General features: G+C 70.8%; 26 protein-coding genes. 7 read left to right on the plus strand and 19 right to left on the minus strand.

Features of this window, described 5'->3' with window-relative positions:
* Positions 1 to 10: 10 nt before the first annotated feature.
* The 3 genes from JSX79_RS06105 to JSX79_RS06115 are packed head-to-tail and all read left to right on the plus strand — an operon-like array spanning position 11 to position 3217.
* Positions 11 to 1459, plus strand: a complete 1449-nt coding sequence (locus JSX79_RS06105; protein WP_229085525.1) for a DUF6421 family protein — start codon at positions 11 to 13, stop codon at positions 1457 to 1459.
* Positions 1456 to 2139 carry an SDR family oxidoreductase gene (locus tag JSX79_RS06110; protein WP_229085469.1) on the plus strand — a complete coding sequence of 228 codons (684 nt, stop codon included), beginning with the start codon at positions 1456 to 1458 and terminating at the stop codon, positions 2137 to 2139. Before JSX79_RS06105 ends, JSX79_RS06110 begins: the two co-directional genes overlap by 4 nt.
* A gap of 4 nt (positions 2140 to 2143) precedes the next feature.
* Entirely contained in the window at positions 2144 to 3217 is a 1074-nt protein-coding gene (locus JSX79_RS06115) for a low specificity L-threonine aldolase (protein ID WP_229085470.1), read from the plus strand.
* A gap of 63 nt (positions 3218 to 3280) precedes the next feature.
* Here JSX79_RS06115 and JSX79_RS06120 read toward each other — a convergent pair whose 3' ends face one another.
* Both JSX79_RS06120 and JSX79_RS06125 read right to left on the minus strand, forming a co-directional pair.
* A complete protein-coding gene (locus tag JSX79_RS06120) occupies positions 3281 to 3811 on the minus strand; it encodes a GNAT family N-acetyltransferase (protein ID WP_229085471.1) in 531 nt (176 codons plus the stop codon).
* A 27-nt stretch (positions 3812 to 3838) separates the two neighbouring features.
* Positions 3839 to 4825, minus strand: a complete 987-nt coding sequence (locus JSX79_RS06125; RefSeq protein WP_229085472.1) for an amidohydrolase family protein — start codon at positions 4823 to 4825, stop codon at positions 3839 to 3841.
* 72 nt (positions 4826 to 4897) lie between these two features.
* Here JSX79_RS06125 and JSX79_RS18625 point away from each other — a divergent pair, with 72 nt between their 5' ends.
* Positions 4898 to 5464, plus strand: a complete 567-nt coding sequence (locus tag JSX79_RS18625) for a TetR family transcriptional regulator (protein WP_071295700.1) — start codon at positions 4898 to 4900, stop codon at positions 5462 to 5464.
* A gap of 12 nt (positions 5465 to 5476) precedes the next feature.
* Here the strand turns inward: JSX79_RS18625 and JSX79_RS06135 are convergent, their stop codons facing one another.
* Positions 5477 to 6106: a TetR/AcrR family transcriptional regulator gene (locus tag JSX79_RS06135; protein ID WP_092388441.1), complete on the minus strand. Its 630-nt coding sequence runs from the start codon at positions 6104 to 6106 to the stop codon at positions 5477 to 5479.
* A gap of 92 nt (positions 6107 to 6198) precedes the next feature.
* Between JSX79_RS06135 and JSX79_RS06140 the strand changes: the two genes are divergently transcribed.
* Together JSX79_RS06140 and JSX79_RS06145 are read left to right on the plus strand one after the other, a co-directional pair.
* Complete coding sequence (locus JSX79_RS06140) at positions 6199 to 6945, plus strand: SDR family NAD(P)-dependent oxidoreductase (protein WP_229085473.1); 747 nt, start codon at positions 6199 to 6201, stop codon at positions 6943 to 6945.
* A 41-nt stretch (positions 6946 to 6986) separates the two neighbouring features.
* Positions 6987 to 7880, plus strand: coding sequence for a LysR family transcriptional regulator (locus JSX79_RS06145; protein ID WP_070417990.1), 894 nt, complete (start codon positions 6987 to 6989; stop codon positions 7878 to 7880).
* A 9-nt stretch (positions 7881 to 7889) separates the two neighbouring features.
* Here JSX79_RS06145 and JSX79_RS06150 read toward each other — a convergent pair whose 3' ends face one another.
* From JSX79_RS06150 to hisD, 4 genes are all read right to left on the minus strand, one after another.
* Entirely contained in the window at positions 7890 to 8720 is an 831-nt protein-coding gene (locus JSX79_RS06150; RefSeq protein WP_229085474.1) for a nitrilase-related carbon-nitrogen hydrolase, read from the minus strand.
* A complete protein-coding gene (locus JSX79_RS06155; protein ID WP_229085475.1) occupies positions 8717 to 10048 on the minus strand; it encodes an APC family permease in 1332 nt (443 codons plus the stop codon). Before JSX79_RS06155 ends, JSX79_RS06150 begins: the two co-directional genes overlap by 4 nt.
* Positions 10021 to 10293, minus strand: coding sequence for a hypothetical protein (locus JSX79_RS06160; protein ID WP_229085476.1), 273 nt, complete (start codon positions 10291 to 10293; stop codon positions 10021 to 10023). Before JSX79_RS06160 ends, JSX79_RS06155 begins: the two co-directional genes overlap by 28 nt.
* A gap of 64 nt (positions 10294 to 10357) precedes the next feature.
* A complete protein-coding gene (gene hisD, locus JSX79_RS06165) occupies positions 10358 to 11698 on the minus strand; it encodes a histidinol dehydrogenase (protein WP_229085477.1) in 1341 nt (446 codons plus the stop codon).
* A 431-nt stretch (positions 11699 to 12129) separates the two neighbouring features.
* Between hisD and JSX79_RS06170 the strand changes: the two genes are divergently transcribed.
* Positions 12130 to 12600: an RNA polymerase sigma factor gene (locus tag JSX79_RS06170; RefSeq protein WP_229085478.1), complete on the plus strand. Its 471-nt coding sequence runs from the start codon at positions 12130 to 12132 to the stop codon at positions 12598 to 12600.
* Between the two features lie 63 nt (positions 12601 to 12663).
* Here JSX79_RS06170 and JSX79_RS06175 read toward each other — a convergent pair whose 3' ends face one another.
* The 12 genes from JSX79_RS06175 to JSX79_RS06225 form a co-directional block, all read right to left on the minus strand.
* Positions 12664 to 14805, minus strand: a complete 2142-nt coding sequence (locus tag JSX79_RS06175) for a beta-galactosidase (protein ID WP_229085479.1) — start codon at positions 14803 to 14805, stop codon at positions 12664 to 12666.
* Positions 14806 to 14808: 3 nt separating this feature from the next.
* Positions 14809 to 15717: a carbohydrate ABC transporter permease gene (locus JSX79_RS06180; protein ID WP_070417984.1), complete on the minus strand. Its 909-nt coding sequence runs from the start codon at positions 15715 to 15717 to the stop codon at positions 14809 to 14811.
* Positions 15714 to 16658: a carbohydrate ABC transporter permease gene (locus JSX79_RS06185; RefSeq protein ID WP_229085480.1), complete on the minus strand. Its 945-nt coding sequence runs from the start codon at positions 16656 to 16658 to the stop codon at positions 15714 to 15716. The genes JSX79_RS06180 and JSX79_RS06185 overlap by 4 nt, the downstream gene beginning before the upstream one ends.
* A gap of 11 nt (positions 16659 to 16669) precedes the next feature.
* Positions 16670 to 18061, minus strand: a complete 1392-nt coding sequence (locus tag JSX79_RS06190; protein WP_229085481.1) for an ABC transporter substrate-binding protein — start codon at positions 18059 to 18061, stop codon at positions 16670 to 16672.
* 105 nt (positions 18062 to 18166) lie between these two features.
* Entirely contained in the window at positions 18167 to 19228 is a 1062-nt protein-coding gene (locus tag JSX79_RS06195) for a LacI family DNA-binding transcriptional regulator (protein ID WP_229085482.1), read from the minus strand.
* 72 nt (positions 19229 to 19300) lie between these two features.
* Positions 19301 to 19684, minus strand: coding sequence for a hypothetical protein (locus JSX79_RS06200; protein WP_139219869.1), 384 nt, complete (start codon positions 19682 to 19684; stop codon positions 19301 to 19303).
* 58 nt (positions 19685 to 19742) lie between these two features.
* Complete coding sequence (locus JSX79_RS06205) at positions 19743 to 20639, minus strand: sporulation-delaying protein SdpB family protein (RefSeq protein WP_229085483.1); 897 nt, start codon at positions 20637 to 20639, stop codon at positions 19743 to 19745.
* 10 nt (positions 20640 to 20649) lie between these two features.
* Positions 20650 to 21255 carry an SdpA family antimicrobial peptide system protein gene (locus JSX79_RS18850; protein ID WP_374474959.1) on the minus strand — a complete coding sequence of 202 codons (606 nt, stop codon included), beginning with the start codon at positions 21253 to 21255 and terminating at the stop codon, positions 20650 to 20652.
* Positions 21212 to 21916: a hypothetical protein gene (locus JSX79_RS06210; protein WP_229085484.1), complete on the minus strand. Its 705-nt coding sequence runs from the start codon at positions 21914 to 21916 to the stop codon at positions 21212 to 21214. The genes JSX79_RS18850 and JSX79_RS06210 overlap by 44 nt, the downstream gene beginning before the upstream one ends.
* A gap of 76 nt (positions 21917 to 21992) precedes the next feature.
* Entirely contained in the window at positions 21993 to 22385 is a 393-nt protein-coding gene (locus tag JSX79_RS06215) for a Sec-independent protein translocase TatB (protein ID WP_229085485.1), read from the minus strand.
* Positions 22386 to 22416: 31 nt separating this feature from the next.
* Complete coding sequence (locus tag JSX79_RS06220; RefSeq protein ID WP_229085486.1) at positions 22417 to 22629, minus strand: twin-arginine translocase TatA/TatE family subunit; 213 nt, start codon at positions 22627 to 22629, stop codon at positions 22417 to 22419.
* A 63-nt stretch (positions 22630 to 22692) separates the two neighbouring features.
* Complete coding sequence (locus JSX79_RS06225) at positions 22693 to 23622, minus strand: carbohydrate kinase (RefSeq protein ID WP_229085526.1); 930 nt, start codon at positions 23620 to 23622, stop codon at positions 22693 to 22695.
* Positions 23623 to 23634 lie beyond the last annotated feature (12 nt).

Below are 23634 nucleotides of genomic sequence, written 5' to 3' on the forward strand. Positions count from 1 at the left end.
GAGGTACGACATGTCGCAGTTCGTCCAGGAGTTCTCGAAGGACGCCATCGTCGGAGAACCCGAGGTCGTCGAGGACCGCCTGTCCGTGCGCGAGGTCGCCGCCCACCCGGCCTGGCTCCGGCTGCAGGACGCCGTCACCGCGCTGCAGACCGTCCAGGTGCAGGACGGCTCCGTGCCCGAGCCTGCCGACCACGCTGCCGCGACCGAGCACGTCGCGACGATCGTCCCGGCCATCGCCGAGCTGGCACCGCACTTCCCGCACGACGCGGCCTTCCTCGAGGCCGTGCAGCACGACTTCGCCCGGTGGCGCGACGAGGGGTTCGGCGTCCCCGACTTCCTCGACTCCCTGAACGCGTTCCAGCCGCAGCAGCACCGCGTCGACGGGCTCGGCCACCTCGTCGTGTTCCCGATGGTGACGCAGAACGGCAGCTCCTCGCGGTTCGTCGAGGCCGTCCTGGTCGAGGTCATCTGGCCCGAGTTCATCGCCGAGCTCGAGGCCGGGGACTACGGCAACGCGCTCTTCGTCGCGCTGCGGTTCGTCGACTTCACCCCCGGGTACGACACGAACTCCGCCGTGCTCTTCCCCGAGACCGTCGCGATGCGCGAGCTGCCGACGTTCACGTGGGGCGCGATCTTCCAGGACCGCGAGGCCGCCCGCTACCGCCGGGTCGTCCGCGCAGCCGCCGAGATCACCAAGCTCGACCTTCCTGACGACGCGCGCGCGATGCTCGACGACCAGGAGCTCACCGAGCAGGTCTTCGTGATGTGGGACATCATCCACGACCGGTCGCACATGCGCGGGGACCTGCCGTTCGACCCGTTCATGATCAAGCAGCGGATGCCGTTCTTCCTCTACTCGCTCGAGGAGCTGCGCTGCGACCTCACCGCGTTCCGTGAGTCCGTGCGTCTGGAACGCACCCTCTCGGCGCTGCCGGATGCGAGCCTCCAGGACGCGCAGCGCGCCATCCGTGACCACGCCCGTCTCGTACAGTACGCCGTCGTGTTCGACCGCATCTTCCGCTTCGCGATCACCGGCAGCCGTGTCCGCAACTACGACGGCCTCGGCGGCCAGCTGCTCTTCGCGTGGATGCACCAGCACGACGTCCTGCACTGGACGGACACGCAACTCACCATCGACTGGGAGGCCGTCCCGGACGTCATCATCGCCCTCAGCGACGAGATCAACGAGCTGTACCGGCGCTCGATCGACCGGCCGAAGGCGGCGCACTGGCTCGCCGCGTACGAGATGCTCACCCGGACGCTCACGCCGCACCCGGCCTCGGCCTGGGCGCGCGGACTCCCCACCGAGACGCTCGCCGGACCGCCGAAGGGCTACACCGACGCGGTCATGGACGACGAGTTCCCGCTGTCGATGTTCTACGAGGCGCTCAACAAGAAGATGGCGCCGGTCATCGCGTCGACCGCCGGGATCACCGGGACGACGGAGGTCGCCGCGTGAGCGATGGGTCGCTCACCGGACGCGTGGTGCTGGTCGCGGGCGCGACCAGCACCAGCGGCGAGGCCGTCGCGCGGTCGCTGGTCACCGCCGGTGCGACGGTGGTCGCGGTCGGCACGAGGGCGGCGGGCCTGGAAGCGCTCAGTACCGCCGTTCCGGGCGTCACCACCCACACGTGCGACCTCTCGTCGCGTGCGGACGTCGCCGCGCTGGCGTCACGGATCCACGCGGACCCGGGGCCGATCGACGGGCTCGTCCACCTGGTCGGTGGCTGGCGTGGCGGTGGCAGCATCGCCGGTCAGTCGGACGACGACTGGGACTTCTTCGACCGGGCCTTCCGGACGCTCCGGAACACGACGCGGGAGTTCTTCGCCGACCTCGTCGCCTCGCCCGCCGGACGCCTGGCCTTCGTCTCCTCCACCACCGTCGACTCGCCCACCGCCGGCGCCGCGAACTACGCCGCCGCGAAGGCCGCCTCGGACGCCTGGGTCCGCGCCGTCGCCCAGGGGTTCGGCACGGACGCGCCCGACACCGCCGCCGCGGTCGTGTTCGTCGTGCGTGCACTCGCCGGCCTCGAGGTGCGACTCGGCGACGAGGTCGTGCGGCTCTGGTCGGCCGACCCCGCGGCCGTGAACGGCACCCGCGTCCCGCTCTCGGCGGGCGACGCCCCGAACCTAGGATGAACGCGTGACCCTTCGACTCCACGACCTGGACCTGCGGGGCTTCGCCTCGGACAACTACGCCGGCATCCACCCCGAGATCCTCGCGGCGATCACCGCGGCCAACGACGGCCACCAGATCGCCTACGGCGAAGACGTGTACACCGCACGGCTCAACGAGGTCGTCGGGGAGCACTTCGGGTCGCAGGCGCAAGCGTTCCCGGTGTTCAACGGCACCGGCGCGAACGTCGTCGGACTGCAGTCGATGCTCCCCCGCTGGGGCGCCGTCGTGTGCACCTCGACCGCGCACATCCACACCGACGAGGCCGGCGCCCCCGAGCGCGTCGGCGGGATCAAGCTGCTGCCCGTCGAGACGCCGGACGGCAAGCTCACCCCCGAGCTCATCGACAAGGAGGCCTGGGGCTGGGGCGACGAGCACCGCGCCCAGCCGCTCGTCGTCTCGATCACCCAGACCACCGAACTCGGCACCGCCTACTCGGTGGACGAGGTCCGCGCGATCGCCGACCACATCCACCCGCTCGGCATGACGCTGCACATGGACGGCGCCCGCATCTCGAACGCGGCCGCGAGCCTCGGGCTCCCCCTGCGCGACTTCACCACCGACGCCGGCGTCGACGTGCTGAGCTTCGGCGGGACGAAGAACGGGATGCTCTACGGCGAGGCGATCGTCGTCCTGAACCCCGAGGCATCGGAGGGCCTGCACTACCTCCGCAAGCTCAACATGCAGCTCTCGTCGAAGATGCGCTTCGTCTCGGCACAGCTCATCGCCCTGCTCACCGACGACCTCTACCTCCGGTCGGCCGGGCACGCCAACGCCATGGCGCAGCGGCTCCGCGGCGCTCTCGAGGCGGGGATCGCCGACGGCAGCATCCGTGGCGTCGGGTTCAGCCAGGAGACCCAGGCGAACGGGGTCTTCGCGACGCTGCCGGCCGGCGTGGCCGATCGGCTGCGCGAACACTTCCGGTTCTACGACTGGGACGCCAGCCGGAACGAGGTGCGGTGGATGTGCTCGTTCGACACCTCGGAGCAGGACATCGACGCGTTCGTGGCGGCGCTGACGCGGGAGCTCGCCGCCGTCTGACGACCGCACAGCGGACGGGAGGCGCGGGGCGGGGCCGCACCGCGCCTCCCGTCCGTCAGCCGGTCACGTGACGGTCCGCACCAACTCGACCAGGCGCAGCGACGGGGCGTCCCGCCCCTGCCCCAGCAGTCGGAAGTCGCGGGAGCGACCGCTCGCCCGGAACCCGTGACGTTCGTAGAAGCGACCGGCCGGCACCGCCTGGTCGTACACCTCGAGGCGGAGCCGCTCGCCGTGCCCCGCTGCCCACCCGACCACGTGGTCGAGCAGCGCATCCGCGACGCCGTTCGCCCGACCGCGGGACGACGGCGTGACGTACACGCCGGTGAGCACGGGATCGTTGCCGTACGCGTCACCGACCTGGCCGCTCATCATCCCGATCCAGCGACCCGTCCGGTCGACCGCCACCACGCTCGTCGTCTCGGTCCCCTCGCCACGCCTCGCGCGGAGCCGCCAGTCGTCCTCGGTCATCGCGAGCGTGTACTCGAGCGTCGCGCCGTACGAGATCGGGTCGTCCGTGGCGTTCTCGATGCGGAGGGCGCGCACCTGCTCCCAGTCGCGCTCGGTCGTGGTTCGGATCGTGAAGTCCCCCGGCATGTCCGCAGCGTACCGGCGGCGGGGTGCTCAGCCCGTGAGACCGAACAGCCGACGGGCGTTCCCCGACGCGAAGGCATCGCGGGCCTGCTGATCGGGCAGTGCCGTGAGGAAGGCGGCGATCTCCTCACGGGTGGGCTGCTGGAACGGGTGGTCGGTCGAGAACAGGAGCCGGTCCGGCGTCGTGATGCTCAGGGCGTGCCGCAGCATCGCCGGGTCGAGCATGCCGGAGGCCGTGATCCAGACGTTCTCGCGCAGGTACTCCGTGATCGACCGTTCGAGACCGGCCGCACGTGCGAGTCCGTCGGCGCGGTCGTGCCAGAACAGCAGGAGCTCGCCCCAGTGCCCGATCACGAGCTGCAGCGACGGGTGGCGATCCAGCACGCCGCGCGCCATCAGCCGGAGCGCGGCCGTTCCCGCTTCGAGGTGCCAACCCCACGAGAAGGTCGCCAGCGCGAGGTCGGGCAGGCCGCCGAGCCCGGTGTAGGAGGCGTCCCGGACGGCCCGCGGGGGGATCTGCGGGTGGATGAACACCGGCTGCCGGAGCTGCTCCGCGACGGTCCAGAGCTCCTCGAAGCGCGGGTCGTCGATCAGGACGTCCCCGGTCCGGCCGTGCAGCATGACGCCGACGAGGCCGAGTGCCGCGGCGCGCTCCAGTTCGACGGCGGCGGCGTGCGGGTCGGCGAGCGGCAGGGTCGCGAAGGCCCGGAAGCGATCCGGGTGTGCGGCGACCGCGGCAGCGACCTCGTCGTTCGCGTCGCGGCTCAGCGCGACCGCCTCGGCGGCGTCGAGCCCCTGCGTGCCCGGCGGGGCGAGGGACAGGACCTGCATGTCGACGCCCTGTGCGTCCATCGCGGCGAGGCGCTCGCTCCCGATGTCACCGAGGCGCCGCGCGGCATCGCCGTGGTCGTTGAGGACGAGGCTGTCGTCGCGCCGGTCAGCCGGCAGCGCGCGCTGCGCACGGTCGATCCCCTCGTGCACCCAGTGCTCCTCGATCCCGATCAGCAGACCCGCCACGACGTCACCCTTTCGCTCATCAACTGTTGAGTGAACCGTAGCACCTCCGCTCACCGTCTGTAGAGTGAACTCGTGCCCGAGTCACTCTCCCGCAAGGACCGCCGAGCCGCCACCGCTGCCCGGATCCTCGAGGCCGCGCAGACCGAGTTCGGTGTGCACGGCACCCGTGCGACGATCCGCGGCATCGCGCAGCGCGCCGGAGTCGACCCTTCGCTCGTGCTGCAGCACTACGGGTCGAAGGACAACCTGTTCACGCTCGCCGTCCAGCCCGTCGCCTCCGTGAGCGCGGACGACGTCGACGACCACCTGCGGACGGTTCTCGACGCCCGGCTTCTCGAACTCCCCCCGGCCACCCGCGCGCTGATCCGCTCGATGTTCACGTCCGAGCAAGCAGCGCAGCTCATGCGCAGCTACCTGCAGGAACGGGTCGAGGCACTCGCGCACGCCAGCGGTACCGAGGACGCCGAACTCCGGGCGACCGTCGTCGTGTCGAGCATCCTCGGGCTGACGATCGCCCGGCACTTCATCGGGCTGCCGGGCCTCGACCCTGGAGCGGCCGGCTCCCGCACGCCCGATCAGGTCGCGGACGTCGTCGAACCCTGGCTCGCGGCACTGCTCGGCGGCACCGAGGACGACTGAGCAACCGAGCAGTCAGCTCCAGGCGCCGCCCTCCGCACTGAGGTGCTGTTCACCGAGCGGCGTGATCGGGACCACGGCGAGACTGGTGAGACCGACGCGCAGGAGCTCCGCACGCGACACTCCCACCCGCCCGATGGCACCCATCCCCTCGATGACCGCACAGAAGTAGGTGGCGAGCGCCTCGGCGTCCGCATCCGCCTCGATCTCACCGGCCACCTGGGCGTCGACGATGCAGGTCGCGTAGTCGGCACGGATCGCGTCGAAGGCCTTCGTGACGGTCGCGGCGACCTCCGGATCGCGAGCGGCGAGCTCCACCGACGCGCGCACGAGCAGCGACGGTGCTGCCTGCGCGGCGCCGTGTTCGACCGCCGCCGAGACGAGTTGCGTGCGGATGCGGGCGATGGGGTGCTCGGCGCCCTGCAGCACGGTCTTCACTGCGTCGACAGCACCGTCGGTGTCGCTGAGGAAGGCCCGCATGAAGAGTTCCTTCTTGCCGCCGAACGCGTTGTAGAGGCTCTGCCGCCCGAGCCCCGTGGCCTCGAGCAGGTCGTCGAGCGACGTGCCCTCGAACCCGGTCTCGGCGAACGTGCGCCGCGCCCGCTCGATCACGTCCGCCTCGTCGAACTTGCGTGGTCGTGGCACCGGGCCACCTCCGGGTCTCGTTGTTGACTGATCCGTCCATTATGACGTACCGTTCTGGATCAATCAGTCAACAACTCGTATCGGAGCATGCAATGACCGGAACACTGCAGGACAAGACAGCACTCGTCTCGGGCGGGACGTCGGGGATCGGACTCGCGGTCGTGCGCCGTTTCGTCGCCGAGGGCGCCCACGTCGTCGTCACGGGGAGGCGCCAGGAAGCACTCGACGCGATCCAGGCGGAACTCGGCGACGCCGTCACCACGGTCCGCGCCGACGCCACGCGTCCGGACGGCATCGCGGCGGTCTTCCGCGCGGTCGCCGAGCGGGGGACCGGACTCGACGTCGTGCACGCGAACGCCGGAGTCGGCGAGTTCGGGGCCCTCGAGTCCGTGACCGCCGACGACTTCGAGACGACCTTCGGCACGAACGTCCGGGGAACGCTCCTCACCGTGCAGGGCGCGCTGCCGTTCCTGCACGACGGATCGACGATCGTCGTCACGGGATCGACGTCGGCCGCGGGCACCGAACCGATGCTCGGGCTGTACGGGGCCTCGAAGGCAGCGGTCACGGCGCTGACCCGCACGTGGGCCAGGGAACTCGCTCCCCGCGGCGTCCGGATCAACACCGTCGTCCCCGGTCCGACCGAGACACCGGGGTTCGTGGGGCTCGCCCCCGGCGACTCGGACGCGTGGCTGGACCAGGTCGCCAGCGGACTCCCCTTCGGACGGCTCCTGCGCCCTGAGGAGGTCGCCGCCACCGTCCTCTTCCTCGCGTCCGACCAGAGCTCCGGCATGACGGGCAGCGAACTCCTCGTCGACGGCGGGAGCACGATCGTCTGACCACCGCCGCCCGCCGACGACCACACCAGTAGGCTGCCGCCGTGACCCTGGTGCAGCTGCGCGTCTTCGTCGCCGTCGCCCACCTCGGCTCGTTCACGGCGGCCGCGGCGGCCCTGCTCCGCTCGCAGTCGTCGGTCTCCGAGTTCGTCCGCCGGCTCGAGGGCGCGTACGACACCGCACTGTTCGTCCGAGGCCGGCGGCGCCTGACCCTGACGGACGCCGGCGCGGTGCTGCTGCCGATGGCGGAGCGGATCATCGCCGAGGCCGACTCGGCGGACCGGGCCCTCCGCGCGGTGACGTCACTGGTCGGCGGGACGGCGTCGTTCGGACTGCTCCGCAACGCGAAGTACTACGCGCTCGACGAGCTCCTCACCCGGTTCCACGCCGCGCACCCGGCCGTGCGGCTCCGGGTCATCGGGCTGAACTCGGTCGAGGTCGCGAACGAGGTGGCCTCGGGCGGTCTCGAAGCAGGGCTCGTCGTCCTGCCGATCGACACCGACGGGCTCCGGGTGACGCCGCTCCGCCGTGACGAGGTCGTCTTCGTCAGCCGGGACCCGTCGGTCGCCGAGCAGCCGATGACGATCGAGGCCATGGCCGCTCGTCGCCTCGTCCTGTACGACGCGCACTACGGCTGGCGCGACCCCACCCGACGGCAGTTCGCCGAACGTGCCCGACTCGCCGGGGTGTCCCTCGAGCCGCACGTCGAAGTCGAGCAGGTCGAGACCGCGCTCGCCCTCGTCGCGTCGGGAGTGGGCGACACGTTCATCGCCCGGGCGGTCGCCGAGGTGTCCGCCGCGGGCCTCGGGCTGCACTGGACGCCGTTCGCCGAGCCGGTCCACGACACCGTCGCGCTCGTCGAACGGGACGGGTCGATCCTGTCGGCGGCGACCGCGGAGCTCGCCCGTCTGGCCCGCGAGCTCCTCACCGAGGGGTGACCGGCGTCGTCACCGGCCGGTGAGCGGTCCGTAGAGATCCGGCCGTCGGTCACCGAACAGGTCCGCGCGCGGTGTGAGGGTCTTGTCCCGGGTGGCGACGAGGTCGAGGTCGACGACCACCGTGCCGGGGCCCGGTCCCGTCGCGGCGCGTACCCATCCGTCGGCGTCGACGATCGAGGTCCCCTCGTTCCAGTCGACGCCGCGCTCGGTGCCGCACCGGTCGGCGCACACGATCGCCATCCGGTTCACCCGCGCGGCGGCCATCGCGATCTGCACCTCGGGGGCACGCTCCCCCTCGGGGCGCTCGAAGTACGGCCAGTTCGTCGGCACCGCGAGCACGTCCGCACCGTGGAGCGCCGCGAGCCTGGTCCACTCCGGGAACTCCATGTCGAAGCAGATGGCCACGCCGATGCGCCCGTGCCGGGTGTCCACGACGAGCGGCGGCCGGGACCCCGGCGTGAAGCACTCCTTCTCGCCGTCCCACAGGTGGACCTTCCGGTAGACGCCGATCACTCCGGACGGGTCGACGACGGCGGCGGAGTTGTACACGACACCGTCGTCGCCGAGTTCGGCGAAGCCGCCCACGACGACGCCACCGGCGCCGCCGGAGAGCCGGGAGGCAGTGGTCGCCCAGTCCGTCACGGTCGCGTCCGACGCGGCGACGGCTGCAGAGCGGGCCTCGGCGGCATCGCGGAACACGTAGCCGCTCGTCGCGAGTTCCGGCAGGACCACGACGTCCACGTCGTCCGGGACGGCGGCGAGCGCCGCCCCGACCGTCGCGGCGTTCGCCGCGAGGTCACCGACGACGGGCGCGAGCTGGACCGCGGCGACGCGGGTCACGCGACCACGTCCTCGTCGTCACGGGACGCGGGTCGCTGCGGCGGTGCGGTGCCGTCGTCGACTGCGGGAGGTGCCTCCCGGCCGTCCTCGGTCGACGCTGCCAGGGCGACCCGCACCCGTTCGACCAGCCCCGTCCGGAACGTGATCGCGAGCCCGACGAGGAGCCACGCCGCGACGATGTACGGGAACCAGCTGTACGGCGCCTCGAGCCCGACGGCGTTCTTGTAGATCGTGTAGAGCACCAGGGCGAGCGCCAGGACCGGCACGACGATCTGCCACCTCGGGGTGTCGGTCCGGTGCGAGAAGAAGAGGAACCGGACGGCCCCGACGGTGGCGAGGACGTAGGCGACGAGCAGTGCGATGGTCCCGACGGTGAGTGCCCAGTACGTCGCGTCGAGCACCGCTGCGCCGGAGAGCCGTTCCCCGACCACGACGAGCAGGACGACGACCGCGACGACGCTCAGGGCGTTGACCGGCGATCCCTGCGGCGAGAGCTTCGCGACCGGCCGGGCGATGCCGGTGTCGCGGGACAGGGCGAAGAGGACGCGCGACGCTCCGGACAGGGTGCCGAGGAAGATGGCGAACAGGCTGACCACGGCGGCGAGGGTGAGCAGGTCCGCGAGCCAGCTGCCGACGTACGTGCGAGCCAGGTCGCCGTAGGGGGCCGCCGAGCCGGCGAACTGCTTCACCCCGGCTGCCGACGTGCCGTAGCCGAGCGACTGCGCGACGATCGACAGCAGGTAGAACGCGCCGACGACGACGATCGCGATCTTCAGGGCCTTCGGGATGTCCCGCTTCGGGTTGCTCGTCTCCTCGCCCAGGGTCGCCGCGCCCTCGAAGCCGGCGAACGCGAGGAACCCGAACACCGCGGCGCCCGCGATCAGACCGACGTCGGTGCCGCTCGGCAGGGCGAGGAAGTCCCAGCTGAGGTGCCGACCGGCGGGCGCCGCGCCGACCCCGAGCCGGACGAGCACGACGACGTTGAGGACGGTGACGAGCACGGCACCGATCAGCTCGGCGTAGAGCAACGACCGCGTGATGACGTGGACCGGGCGGCGTCCGAGCAGCACGACGACGGCGAGCGCCACGATCGTCACCCAGATCCAGTCCGGCGCGACGTCCAGCCCGACGTCGTTCAACAGCTGCGTGACGAACAGGCTGATCTCGATGCCGGACCCGGCACCGATCGTCACGTAGCCGAAGAACAGTGCCCAGCCGGCGACGAAGCCTGCTCGCGCGCCGAGCGTGATGCCCACCGTGGCGTAGACGGAGCCCGTGTGCGCGATGTGCCGCGACAGCTTCACGAACCCGTACGCGACGAGGGACACCGCGACAGCTTCACGAACCCGTACGCGACGAGGGACACCGCGACGAGCGCGAACACGAAGGCCCAGGTGGCGCCGCGGCCGAGGATGCCCGCGGCACCCGCCCCGAGGAGCGCCATGACCCCGACGGGTCCGATGAGGCCGACGGAGAACGCCGCGGCGTCGGCGACCTTGAGCTCCCGTTTCAGGCCGGTGCCGGCGGCGCCGGGGTTCGAGGGGACTGGGCTGGAGTGGTGCTCGGTGGTCATCGCTGGCTCCGATGCGGTCGGTGTTCGGGTCGGGTGGGGTGGAGGTGAGGGGGTGGTGCCGGGGTCAGTCGTTGCTCGCTGCGACGGGTGCGTACGTGTCGAGGCGCATGGTGGCGGTGGCGCGGTGCGCGCTCATGCCCTCGCTCGCCGAGATGACGTCGACGGCGTGCGCCACCGACGGGGTGGCCTCGCGGGCGATGCGCTGGTAGGTGAGCGGCTTGAGGTAGCGCGACACCGAGAGTCCGGCGCTGTGCTTCGCTCCCCCGGCGGTCGGCAGGGTGTGGTTCGTGCCGGCCATGCCCTTGTCCGAGTAGGCGACGGTGCTCCAGTGCCCGAGGAACAGCGAGCCGTAGTTGGTGAGGTGGTCGTGGTACCACTCGTCGTCGGTGGTCTGGACCTCGAGGTGTTCCGGAGCCAGCTCGTCCATCACGAGCACGGCGTCCTCGCGCGTCGGGACGAGCACGACCGAACCGTGGTCGCGCCAGGCGGGCCCGCAGATCGCGTTCGTGGACAGCGTGGGGAGCTGCCGCTCGACGGCGGCCACGACCTCGTGCGCGAGCCGCTCGGACGTCGTGACGAGGGCCGCCGGGGAGTTCGGCCCGTGTTCGGCCTGCCCGAGCAGGTCCGCGGCGACGATCTCCGCGTCCGCCGAGTCGTCCGCGATGACCGCCACCTCGCTGGGACCGGCGAGCAGGTCGATCGCGACCGTCCCGAAGAGCTGGCGCTTCGCCTCGGCCACGTACGCGTTGCCTGCGCCGACGAGCATGTCGACCGGGTCGAGGTCCGTGTCGAGCAGACCGAACGCCATCGCCGCGAGCGCCTGTACCCCACCGAGGACGAACAGCCGGTCGACTCCGGACAGGTGCGCCGCGTACGTGACCGCGTCGTTCGCGCCGCCGTCCGGCTGCGGCGGCGTGCACGCGACGACCGACGGGACACCAGCGACCTTGGCCACCCCGACCGTCATGAACGCGCTCGCGGTCAGCGGGAAGCGCCCGGCGGGCAGGTACGCGCCGACGCTGCCGACAGGCACGTAGCGCTGGCCGACGACGAGGCCGTCGGCGAGCTCCGCCTCGAAGTCCGTGAGGTGCTCCCGCTGCATCGCCGCGAACTGCTTGGTCCGCGCCGAGCCGAGCTCGATCGCCTCACGCAGGTCCGGCGCGAGGCGATCACCGCTCGCCGCGATCTCGGCAGCGGACAGCTCGAGGGGTGCGTCCTGCCGGTCGAGTTCCCGGGCGTACCGGGCGATCGCGTCCATGCCACCGCGTTCGATCTCCGAGAGCATGCGGCTCACCGTCTCGATGACCGCGGGGTCGCGTTGCGCGGGCGGGGTGTCGAGGCCGGGTGCCTTGACGAAGCGGAAGCGGTCGACGTTGCGGGTGGTGAAGCGGGAGGTGAGCTGCATGGGTCCACCCTGGCCACGGGTGGGACGGGGAGGTAGCCCGAATGGCAGCCGAGGTCCATCGGGAAACACGATGGGACCCACGACGCGGTCGCGCCTCGTGCTGTCGGTCCCTGCTGATCCGCGTCCGACGGTCACGAGACCCACCTCTTCCCCTTCGCGGATCGGCTGGCACCCGACGACGCGAAGATCGCACTCCACGTCACCCTCCCGGTGCACCACGGGATCACCGCCCTCGACGAGGACGCCATCCGGCGCTGGTCGGGCGGCCCGGCACCAGGCCCGCTCCCCGCGATCTGGGGTAAGCACCCCGACCCTCTCGACGTGACCCGATTCCGAATCCCCTGGACGCATCCACCCGAGGATCGGAGCCCACCGTGCTCATGCGCGCCCCCACCGCAGCACCACCGCAAACCGCCGACTTCGCATCGATCGTGCGACGGCACACGCCGCTCGTGCACGCCACCGCCATGCGCGTCCTGCACTCCCACGCGGACGCCGACGACGTCGTGCAGGAGACGTTCCTCGCGGCGTGGACGCACCTGGGGACGATCGTCGATGCAGCGGCGGTCGGCGGCTGGCTCGTGACCACCGCTCGGCGGCGGAGCTACGACCGGTTCAGCGGGGCCGCGGCGCGGGTCACCGGACGGCTCGACGAGTCGACGCCCGCAGCGGACGACCACGCCCCGACCGGTGTCACCGAGCGTGCATCCCTCGCGCAGGCTGCGACGGCGGTGCTCACGACCATGCCCGCGACGCAGCGCCGGTGCTGGGAGCTGCGCCACGTCGAGCAGCTGTCCTACCGGGAGGTCGCCGCTGCGCTCGGCCTGCCGGTCTCGACGGTGCGCGGGATGCTGGTCCGGGCGCGGGCGACGCTCTCGCGTGAGCTGGCGGCGTGGCGGTGACCTGACGGTGGACGGGAGGCGCGGTGCCAGCTGGCACCGCGCCTCCCGTCCCGCAGTGGTCGCCTACCGGACGGCCAGCACCCGCACGTCCCACGCCCCGAGCGACAGCTCGGACCCGGCGGCGAGCGCCGTGCCGTCGAGGACGTCCTCCGCCGCGACCGGCACCCGGAAGGCGCTCGGCGTCCACGACCAGTTGTGGACCACGTGCACGGTCTCCCCGCGTCCGTTGACCGAACTCTGCACCGACTGCGTGTCGGTCTGGGGACGCCAGCCGGGTGCTCCGTCCGCCCGCGGAGCCGCCCAGTCGACGAGCGCCGCGGCGAGCGCCGGGTCCGGGACGGTCCCGACGTAGGTCACCCGCCCGGCACCGTGCGCACGGGTGGTGACCGCGGCGAACCGGCCGTGGTGCGGGTGCTCGTACCCGACGAGCACGTCGGCGTCGTCGACGAGCAGGCCGTCCGCCCACCGGGTCGCCGTGGCCCCGACCGGCACGGAGAACCCGTGGTCCGTCGCGGCGGCCCCGGCGGACACCGGGATGCGGCGACCGAGGTTGCTGAACTCGTCGTAGTGGACGCCCGCCGCGACGTCGAGGAAGGCGGGCTTGCGCTCGAGCCGGGCACGCGCCTCCTCGTCCTCGTAGCCGGTGCGGATGCCGACCACGAGGTGGCCGCCGGCCTCGGCGTAGGCGGCGAGCCAGTGCAGCTGCGCATCGGTGGCGATGGTGAACGCCGCGGCGACGAGGACCGGGCGCTCGGCAGCGAAGGACGCCGGGTCGCGGTCGAACACCTGCGACGGGTGCACCGTGTTCGCCTGGAGCCCGGCGTCGAACACCCCGCGGGCGAAGGCGTCGTAGACCGTCTGCCACGATCGGCGGTCGGGCTCCATGCCGTCGCCGAGCGCCGGGTGTTCGTTCAACGCCCACTTCGACTCGTTCGAGAAGAGCAGCGCGACGTCGGCGTGCGGCCGGAGTCCGGCGACCCGGTCCCCGGCGCGCGCGAACTCGGCACCGATCCGGGCGATCTCCTCGTACGTCCGCCCGGGCTGCTGGGAGTGCGGGAGCACCCCGCCCCAGTACGTCTCCACCCCGTAGTGCAGCGTGTGCCAGTGCCAGTACTCGATCATCGAGGCGCCACGGGACACGAGCGCCCACGCGGCCTGGCGCCACTGTCCCTCGTACGCCGGCTCGTTCATCCACGAGAAGCCGATGGCCTGCGCGTTCGTCTCGGTGACGAGGAACGGCGCCTGCTTCGACCCGTACATCCGGTCGCCCGACGCGACGATCGACCAGGCGCCGGACGATGTCCAGAACTGGGCCGGCTCGTCGGTGCTCGGGAGCTCGAGCGCGTCCTGCATGCGGTAGTAGGGGTTGCCGGCCGTGACGTCGAGGGAACGGGTGAGCACCTCGTCCTCGACGGTGGGCCGCTCGTAGGCGATGCACGTCGTGACGAACTGGTCCGCACGGGAGTACTCCCGCACGACCGATGCCTGCCAGGCGATGAAGTCCGTCGTGATCGAGGCCTGGAACCGACGCCACGCGAGGTCGTACTGCGGCTGCGCGTTGCCGTCCGGGGTCCACAGGTCCGCCCAGGTCGAGAGCCGGTGCGACCAGTAGGTCAGCCCCCACTCCTCGTTGAGCCGCTCGACGCTCCCGTAGGTGTGGCGCAGGTGGTCGACGAACCGCTGGAACACCTCGGGGTTCGCGATGAGCTCGTTGCCCGGCTCGTTGTCGACCTGGTACCCGATCACGGCCGGGTGGTCGGCGTACCGGGCGACGATCTTCCGGATGACCCGCTCGGCGTGGAACAGGAACGCGGGGTGGGCGTAGTCGATCTCCTGGCGAGCCCCCCAGCCCATCGCCTCGCCGCCGGTCCGTCGCCGGACGTTGATCTCCGGCACGATGCGGGCGAGCCACATCGGCACCGCGTAGGTCGGCGTGCCGAGGACCACCCGGATGCCGTGCTCGTGCGCGGCGTCCAGCACCGGGGCGAGCCACTCGAGGTCGAACCGGCCGTTCTCCGGTTCCCAGGTGCTCCAGACGGACTCGCCGACGCGGATGACCGAGAACCCGGCGTCCTGCATGAGGCGCATGTCCTCGTCGAGCCGCGGTGTGGGCTGGTACTCGTGGTAGTAAGCGGCGCCGAAGAGGACGCGGTCGTGCTGCATGGTGCGGGGTACTCCGTTCGAGGGTGCTTGGTCGCGGGTCATGTCTCAGCCCTTCACGGCGCCGGCCGTCAGGCCGTCGAGCAACTGCTTGCGGAGGAGCAGGAACACGAGGATGGTCGGCACGCTCGCGAGCACGGCGCCGGCGAGCACGAGGTCGTACGAGCGGTTCTCCGAGGCGAAGATCGCGTTGAGGCCGAGCGGCAGGGTGTACTGGTTCGAGTCGGACAACAGGACCAGCGGCCACTGGAACGAGTTGTAGCTCTGCAGGAAGCTCCACACGGCGAGTGCGCCGAGGGACGGCCGGAGCAACGGGAGCACGACACGACGGAACGTGCCGAACTCCGAGTTGCCGTCGATGCGGGCGGCCTCGATGATCTCGTCCGGGATCGCCTGGACGATGAACTGCTGCATCATGAAGATGCCGAACGCCGGCGCCACCCACGGCACGACGAGCGAGAACCACGGGTTCGTGAGCCCCGACTTCACCACCAGGATGAAGAGCGGCACGAGGATCACCGCGAACGGCACGGACAGCGACGAGAACATCACCGCGAACAGCACCCGCTTGCCCCGGAACCGGAACTTCGCGAACCCGTAGCCCGCCATCGCGCAGACGAAGACGGACACGACGGTGGCGATGAGCGCGGTCCCGACACTGATGCCGAACCACGCCCAGAACGGCTGGGTCGACAGCAGGTTGGAGTAGTTCTCGCCGGTCGCCGGGTTCGGGATCAGCGACGGCGGTGTCGCGAAGATGTCGCCGCGTCGCTTGAACGAGCCGGACAGGGCCCAGAGCAGCGGGAAGACGAACACGAGCAGCAGGGCGATGAGGGTCGCGTAGAGGAGCCCACGGCGGGCGACCCACCCGCGCGTGCGGGGCGGGCCGGAGCGGGGAGCCCGACCTCCGGCGGTCGTGACGGCCCGGGTGGTCGGGCGGTCGGTGGTGGCGGTCATGCGTCCCTCCCGATGGCGAGCGCGCGGTTGAGGATCTGGCTGACGCCGAAGACGATGACGAACAGCACGACCCCGGCCGCGGCCGCGTACCCGAACTGCTGTCGCTCGAACGCGGCGCGGTAGATGAACATGGCGACGGACAGGGTCGCTTCGCCCGGGCCGCCCTTCGTCAGCAGGTACGGCTCGTCGAAGAGCTGCGCGGCGCTGATGAACGACGTGACGACGACGAAGCTCGTGACCGGTCGGATCTCCGGCAGGGTCACGTTCGTGAACTTCCGGAACGTGCCGGCACCGTCGAGCGACGCGGCCTCGTACTGCTCCGGCGACACGTTCTGGAGCGCCGCGAGGAAGAAGATCGTCAGGTACCCGACCGTGCGCCAGAGGAGCACGAACCCGATCGCGACCTTCGCGAGCGTCGGGTCCCCGAGCCAGTCGGTGTTCGGCAGCCCGAACAGCGCCTTGAGCGAGGCGTTGAGCAGCCCGTAGTTCGTGTCGAACACCAGGCTGTAGATGAGCGCGATGACGATCGGTGACAGCACCATCGGGATGAAGAACGTCACGCGGAACAGGTCACGGGCGCGCAGCCCCTTGGCGTTGAGCGCCTGCGCGACGAGCAGGGAGACCGGCACGATGACGAACACGGCGATGAGCGTGTAGATCAGCGAGTTCACCAGGGCGGTGCCGAAGCTGGTGTCGCGGAACAGGTTCGCGTAGTTCGACAGCCCGATCCAGTTCGGGGCACCGAGACCGACCCACTCCGTGAGCGACAGGTACACGGCGGCGAGCACCGGCACGATCATGAAGAGGCCGTACAGCACGTAGAACGGCGCGATGAACAGGTACGGCGCGCTGCCGCCGTTCGTGTTGAGCCGTCGTCGTCGGGCCGGCGGATCGGCCGTGGTGGCGGACACCGGGATGCCGGTGGCGGTGGATGTGGACAACGTCGTCCTCCTCAGGCGCGGGTCTGGCCGCGGAAGTCGGCCGCAGCGGCGTCGAGCGCCTGCTTCGGGGAGATCTGGCCCTTGTAGGCCTTGATGATGTAGCCGCTCAGGACGGTCTGCAGGATCGCTGCGTCGGCGCTCTGGTGCTGCGACGGGACGTCGTCGACGACGGACTTGTAGACGCCGAACAGCTGCTGCCCGCCGAAGTACGGGTCGCTCATCGCGGCGAGACGCGGGTCGTCGTAGACCGAGCGCAGGGTCGGCAGGTACCCGAGGTCCTGGTACCGCTTCACCTGCTGGTCCGGGTCGAGGTACGCCGCGAGCACGAGGTCGATCCCCGCCTTCGTGAGGGGCTTGTCGCGGAGCACAGCGAACCCGGTCCCGCCGCCGACGCTCGTCGTGCTGCCGCCACCGGCGAACCGGGGCAGGTTCCGGACGCGCCACTTCCCCTTCTGCTCGGGGACGTTCGGTTTGATGCCGTAGCTGGCGTACCAGGAGGGCATGTCGACCGCCAGGATCGTGCCGCCCTTCAGCCCGGACTGCAGGCTCGGCCCGTACATGTCCGCGACCGTGGCGATCGCTCCGGACTGCACGCCGTCGACGAGGAACTGCAGGGTGCGCTCGGCCTCCGGGGTCTGGATGGCGATGCCGCCGTCCTCGTCGTACAGGTCGCCGCCGCGCTGGAGCAGCAGGATCTGGTAGCTCTGCAGCGTGCCGCCCGGGTCGGTGACCGCGACCGCGTGCAGCGAGACGCCCTTGCTCTTGTTGAGCTTCGCCCCGAGGTCCATGTACTCCTCCCACGTCGTCAGGTCGTCGGGGATGCCGAGGGCCTCGAACCGGTCGGCACGGTGGTAGTACACGCAGAGCGGGGTGTCCGAGTCGAGCGCGTAGAGGTGTCCGTCCTTCGAGAACGGCGTCAGTCGTGCGGCGATCAGGTCGTCCTGCTGCGCGGCCACCGACGGCGACAGGTCGCTCAGCAGCTCCTTCGCGATGTCGCCGCGGAGCATCCGGCAGAACGCTCCGATCTCGAGTCCCGCGACGTCCGGTGTGCCCGTGCCCGCGACCGCCTGGGCGATGAGCTTCGTCGGGATGTCGGCCGCCGCGATCGTGGTGATGTCGAGCGCGAACCGGAAGTCGGACTTCCGGTCGGCGACCGGCAGCGCCTGGGTGAAGAACTTCTCGTAGCCGGGGTCGTGCGTCCAGAACGCCAGGTCGGCGCGTCCGGAGCGGACGGCCGCGGTCGACTGCGGTGAGCAGGCGGCCAGCAGGCCGCTGAGCGCGAAGGCCCCGCCGGCAGCGGCGCCCCACCGGAGCAGGTCGCGTCGGCTGGGTCCCCGGCTCGCGTTCCGATCGGGAGGCGCGGCTGCGGCGGTCGTGCCGGGTCGCGGTGGTACTGGGGTCACGTGTCGTCTCCTGACGTCGTCGTCGAGGTGGGTGCGGGTGTGGAGGCGAGCGCGCGTGAGCGCTCACTCACGGGACGGCGGCAAGCCGCGCCTCCCGTCCGGTGTTCAGTCGGCGGGGCGGAGGTGACGCCGCTCCGGTGACGGCGGCGCGCTGGTGGCGCGCGTGATGAGCTGGCCGGGGAGCATCCGGTGCCGCTCGGCCGGCGGGTGGCCGTCGAGCGTCCGGAACAGGCGGTGCATCGCGAGACGGGTGGCCTCGTCGAAGTCCTGGCGGATGGTGGTGAGGGGCACCGGCAGGAACGCCGCGATCGGCATGTCGTCGAAGCCGACGATGCTGATGTCGCCCGGGACAGACAGACCCGCCTGCTGGATCGCGGACATCGCGCCGATCGCCATCTGGTCGTTCGCCACGAACACCGCGGTCACGTCGGGTCGGGTGAGGAGCGCGCGCATCGCGTCGTGGCCGCTCTGCGGCGACCAGTCCCCCTCGACCGGTTCGTGCTCGGCGACGCCCGCATCCTGCAGGGCCGCGCGCCAACCGGTCTCCCGGCGCTGGCTCGAGGTCCAGTTCCCGGGGCCGGCGATGTGCCACACGGTCTCGTGACCGAGGGCCAGCAGGTGGTCGGTCGCAGCGAAGGCGGCACCGGTCTCGTCGAGGCCGACCGCGAGGGTGTTCTCACGGTCGGCGACGTCGGGCGGCCCGAGCGTCAGGACGGTCACGCCCGAGGGCATGCGGAGCTGGTCCATCTGGTTGTCGACCGGCTCGGAGAAGACGATCGCTTCGACGTCCTGGCCGATGAGGGAGTCCACCGCGGGCTGGAGCTCCTCGGCGGTCGCGGTCACCGTTCGGACCACGGCGAGGCTGTAGCCGTTCGTGCGGCAGGCCTGCTCGACGCCGGTGAGCATCGCCGTCGGGCCGTACAGGTTCGTGCCGATGGTGATGAGGCCGACGCGGCGGGAGCGCTGGGACTTGAGGGAGCGGGCGGCGGCGTTCGGGCGGAACCCGAGCTCGGCGATCGCGGCCTCGACCTTGGCGCGCACGGCCTCGGTGACGTGGGGCTCGTCGTTCACCACGCGGGAGACGGTCTTCTGGGAGACACCGGCGAGGGCGGCGACGTCGGTCATCGAGGCGGGGCGCAGGCGGCGGACGGGGGCGGTGTCGCTCATGTGCCAGCTCCTTCGCTGCTGCCTCGGGCCCGAGGGGGATCGGGTGTGGGAGACAGGTAACCACGGCGTTGTCTACGTAGTCAAGGGTTCATCGTGCATCAAGGCACCCGCGACTTCCTCGGGTGTCTGGCACTGGACGAGGATCGTCCCGAGCCGGCAGGAGAACCGGACACCCCGTCCCGCTGACACGCAGAGCACCCGTCCGCCGCCGTGCCGAGCGATCCCGACGCCGCCGTAGCGCCGCGGGTCGACCCGTTCGATCGACACCGCTCGTACTTCGGACACCGGCACACGCACGCGGAGCCACGGAACGAACCACACCGTGACGATGCCGCGCTCGACACGGGTGGACACGCGCGCGGCAAGCACCGACAGGCCAGCTGCGATCCCCACGGCACCGACGACGACCACGAGCGCATCGAAGCCCACGACGATGTTCCCCACGACGATGACCACTCCGAGGAGCCCCACTGCACCGCCGAGCATCCGGACGGAGAACGGTGCCACGACGACGTCATGCACGGGCTTCCGCCAATCGTTGCGGGGCAAGGAGATCACCTCGTCCCGTTCGCAGCGCGGGGAACGCCCCGTTGATCGGGGCCAGGTGCAGGAACAGCGCTGCGGCCATGACGATCGAGAACGAGGTGATACCCATGAGGAGGGCGATCGCGCCATGGAGCCCGAGCCCGAGGAAGAGGAGCGCAGGACGTGCTCGCGCTGCGATCAGGGGTCCGATGGCCAAGAGGAATTCAAGGGCGATCGTCCCAAACGTGGCAAGGGCAGCGATCACGGGAACGGAGGTCGCGAACTGCACGAATGGCGCCAGGAGCTCACCCGGCCCGAACGTCGGACTTCGGAGCCAGTAGTACATCGCCGTACCGTTCGCCCACTCCGGAACGGCAAGCTTCCCGACAGCAGCCTCGAGGTACACGATGAAGATCTGCGCACGGATCATGAACCAGCCGACGACGGCGATGGCCGCTCTCTGTTCCTCGAATCTGCGGTCGATGACGGGACGCCAGGAACTCAGCCGCCAATCCGTTATCGAGACTGGGACGAGCAGGAGCGCAAGGATTCCGTACAGCTGATCCCCTCCGTCACCGAGGGTCGTCGTCATGGCGAAGCTCAGAACGAGGAATGCACCCGGGACGGCCGTCAGCCAAGGAACGAAACCTGTTGCGCAGAGGATGAGCGCGACGGCCGCGATCACTCGCGCGAGATCGAGCGAGTCGTTCGCGATGCAGAACAGCGTCCAAGCGTTGTACGCATCGCACACCGGAGCAACGGGCTGTACGGAGCTCGTGGTGAACAGCACGGTCACGGGGTTCACGAGCAGGGTGAGCGCCACGCCGGCGAACAGGAGCGAACGCGCAATGGACAGGCTTGCGCCCCACGGCACCGGAACGGGCACGGCACCCGACCTAGGGATGCGCACAGCTGACCTCGAGTGCGATGGCCTCGTCCACGTACGTCCCTCCCGGTACGAGCCCCCGCCACTGCCAGGGGATCGGCTTCACGCCCGCCAGCACCACATGCCCGCAGAGGGTCGGCGCTCTGAGTGTGTTCGACACCGGCACGAGGCCGTGACCCTTCGTGCACGCCACCGGCGAACGCCCCTCGCACTGTTGCCAAGACGATTCCGGAACCCCATTCAGGATCGACGCCATCTCGACCCCTTGCCGACGGCCCTCGCGACTGAGGCCAGCAACGAATCGAAGCTGCGCGTTCGACACTCCCGCAACGACAGCCCAATCGCCATCGACTCGCTTCAATCCGATCGGAGTGGCCGAGAGGGTCGGCTTCGTGAAGAACGCCCAGCCCTGCGGTAGCACTCGAGAGAGGACCCCGTTCGCCTCGCCTTGCGCGGGGAGTTGAACAGCTGCAGTCGGCCCCACCCGCATGGCAACGAGGTACGCGATGAGGACGACGGACACGAAAAGGCCTCCGAGGAGGAGCACCACACTCGCTTGCCGCTGCGGACCCTCAGCTACCGGCGTGAACACGGATCGCAGCCGCTGCCAGGGCATCCGACTGTGCACGCGCGTTCGACCCGGACGCACGCCGAAAAGCGTTCTGGCCCGCAACCTTCGTCGACCCCACAGCAACAGTCGAGGCAAGCGCCAGCACTCCGATTCCGACAGCGACGACCGCCACGACGAGGACGGCACCTGCCACAACGACCACGAGCACCGCTCTGCCTTCCTTGTCTTCACCGGGGACGTAGGTGCTCGCCGGAACCTCAGAGCTCATCTCCGACATCGTCCGTGTGCGGAGGAGTTCCTCACCGACTTTCGTCATGGCCGCGTCGAAGGCGATCGGATCCTTCCGATCCAGGGCGCTCATCAACGACTTGACCGACTGCGGCGACCGGGCTTGCAGCTCGGCCGATGCTCTGCGTGCCACCTGACGCGCTCCCGGATCCGACATCGCGACGTCCACCGCAGCTCGCTGCTCGTGCGACAGCGGCCCCAGGGCGCCCGAACGCAACAGAGCTCGACCAAAGTCACCCTGAACGAACAGCACTCCTTCGAGGACGTCAGTCGGGCTCCAGTTCCGCTGCTGCACCCCCTGATCCGCACGGATCCCCTGCCCCTGCGATGGCTGCGGAGCTCCCGAAAGGAGGCTCGCAGTGATTCCGGTCGCCGCGAGGACTGCACCGACCTTCATGGAACTGAACAGCGTTGTCATGCTGCGAAATCTAGTACATTGCCGTCGATGTACCAAGCGTTTCCTAGTGATGCATCGTCGCCGGTCGGCCCGCCTCTCAAGAAGCAGTACGCGGTCGCGCTCCGCCTGCATGCAGTGACGTCGCATCCTCGCGATTCAGCGCGGAGAGGCCCTCCTCACCCTCGGCTTCAGCGGGTGAGGCATCAGCGGCTCGCGTCGCCGCTGACGCCCGCTCCCCCGACTCGCTCGCTGACGACGGGTGCGTCAGCGCATCACGGATGATCCGGCGCGGGTCGTACCGACGCGGGTCGAGCTCGGACCAGTCGATCTCGACGCCGATCTCTTCCTCGACCTGGGCCTTCGTGGATTCCGCCCAGTGACGGAGCTGTCGGACGAACCCGGCCAGCTGCTGCGCGAGACCGACGAGGCGGTGTGGTCCGACGAAGACCGCGGCGACGATCCCGATGACGATCAGCTTCTCGGCGTCCACGGTGCGCTCCGCTCAGCTCGAGGCAGTGTCGTCACTCGACGGGCGTCGTCGGGGTCGACGTCGCGGCGGGAGCGGAGTCGCTGGTCGGGGTGCCGTGCGGCTCAGTGTCGCGGACCTCGCGGCGGAAGATCGTGAGCGACTGCCCGAGACCCTTCGCCAGGGCGGGGAGCGTGGTGGCGCCGAAGAGCAGGATGACGATGCCGAGGATGACGAGCAGGTGGATGCCGGTGAGGTTGCCGAGCACGGTGTTCTCCTTCGAGGGTTCGGGTCGTGGACGAGGGTCGGTGGGTCCGCACGGTCGACGCGGTCACCGGACGGCCTTCGGGCCGGAGGCCAGCCGGACGTCGTCGATGGTCGGCAGGTCGGCCCCGCGACGTCCGACCGTGATCGCCGCGGCGATGGAACACGTCCGACCCAGCTCCCGCAACGCGGTGCCGTCGAGGTGCCCCAGCGACGAGCCACTGCCCGTCGACGACGAGTCCGCCGGCCACGGGCGCGAGCGGGTCAACTGCCCGAGGAGCGCCGCGGTGTAGGTGTCCCCCGCGCCCACCGTGTCGATGACGGCCGCGCGCTCCCCCGGCACCGTCACCCGCTCCGAGGCCGTGGACAGGATGGATCCCGATGCCCCGGCGGTGACGACGGCGAGCTCCGCCCCGAGCGCGATGACCGCGTCGAGCACCGCGTCGGTGTCACGCCCGGGCCAGAACCATGCCGCGTCCTCGTCGGAGAGCTTCACCACGGTCGCCAGGGCCGCCAGCTCCTCGAACCGGGCGCGTGCTGCGGACCGGGTGCCGAGCAGGGCGGGGCGGACGTTCGGGTCGAACGAGACGATCCCACCGGCGGCCGTGGTCCGTTCGGCCGCAGCGAGCACCTTCTCTGCCCCCGGCTGGAGGAACGCGGCGATGGATCCGACGTGCAACCACTCCGGTGTCCGCTGGAGGCGCGGGAGGTCCCACTCGATGTCGAACGCGTAGCTGGGCTGCCCGTCCGCACCGAGCAGCACCGTCGCGGATGACGTCCGTGCAGCGCCGAAGCCGCCGGCGACGAGCTGCACGCCCGAGGCCTCGAGGTGCCGCGTGATGTGCCGTCCTCGCTCGTCCGCACCGAGCCAGGTCGCGAACTCGACCTCGGCGCCGAGCCGCCCCAGGCCGAGCGCAACGTTCGCGGGCCCGCCGCCGGGGACCTCGCGGCCCTGACCGACGACGTCGACCAGCGCTTCGCCGGCGACGGTGATCATCGACACGTCCGT

It is taken from the genome of Curtobacterium sp. GD1 (assembly GCF_020882855.1).
GTDB lineage: Bacteria > Actinomycetota > Actinomycetes > Actinomycetales > Microbacteriaceae > Curtobacterium.

What these genes read in the sequence shown, in the direction of transcription:
- JSX79_RS06105 (WP_229085525.1), top strand. Translation starts at nt 11, where the DNA reads ATGTCGCAGTTCGTCCAGGAGTTCTCGAAGGACGCCATCGTCGGAGAA.
- JSX79_RS06120 (WP_229085471.1), bottom strand. Translation starts at nt 3,811, where the DNA reads ATGCCGGGGGACTTCACGATCCGAACCACGACCGAGCGCGACTGGGAG.
- JSX79_RS06140 (WP_229085473.1), top strand. Translation starts at nt 6,199, where the DNA reads ATGACCGGAACACTGCAGGACAAGACAGCACTCGTCTCGGGCGGGACG.
- JSX79_RS06160 (WP_229085476.1), bottom strand. Translation starts at nt 10,293, where the DNA reads ATGACCACCGAGCACCACTCCAGCCCAGTCCCCTCGAACCCCGGCGCC.
- hisD (WP_229085477.1), bottom strand. Translation starts at nt 11,698, where the DNA reads ATGCAGCTCACCTCCCGCTTCACCACCCGCAACGTCGACCGCTTCCGC.
- JSX79_RS06175 (WP_229085479.1), bottom strand. Translation starts at nt 14,805, where the DNA reads ATGACCCGCGACCAAGCACCCTCGAACGGAGTACCCCGCACCATGCAG.
- JSX79_RS06180 (WP_070417984.1), bottom strand. Translation starts at nt 15,717, where the DNA reads ATGACCGCCACCACCGACCGCCCGACCACCCGGGCCGTCACGACCGCC.
- JSX79_RS06195 (WP_229085482.1), bottom strand. Translation starts at nt 19,228, where the DNA reads ATGAGCGACACCGCCCCCGTCCGCCGCCTGCGCCCCGCCTCGATGACC.
- JSX79_RS18850 (WP_374474959.1), bottom strand. Translation starts at nt 21,255, where the DNA reads ATGCCCTGGCAGCGGCTGCGATCCGTGTTCACGCCGGTAGCTGAGGGT.
- JSX79_RS06210 (WP_229085484.1), bottom strand. Translation starts at nt 21,916, where the DNA reads ATGACAACGCTGTTCAGTTCCATGAAGGTCGGTGCAGTCCTCGCGGCG.
- JSX79_RS06225 (WP_229085526.1), bottom strand. Translation starts at nt 23,622, where the DNA reads ATGATCACCGTCGCCGGCGAAGCGCTGGTCGACGTCGTCGGTCAGGGC.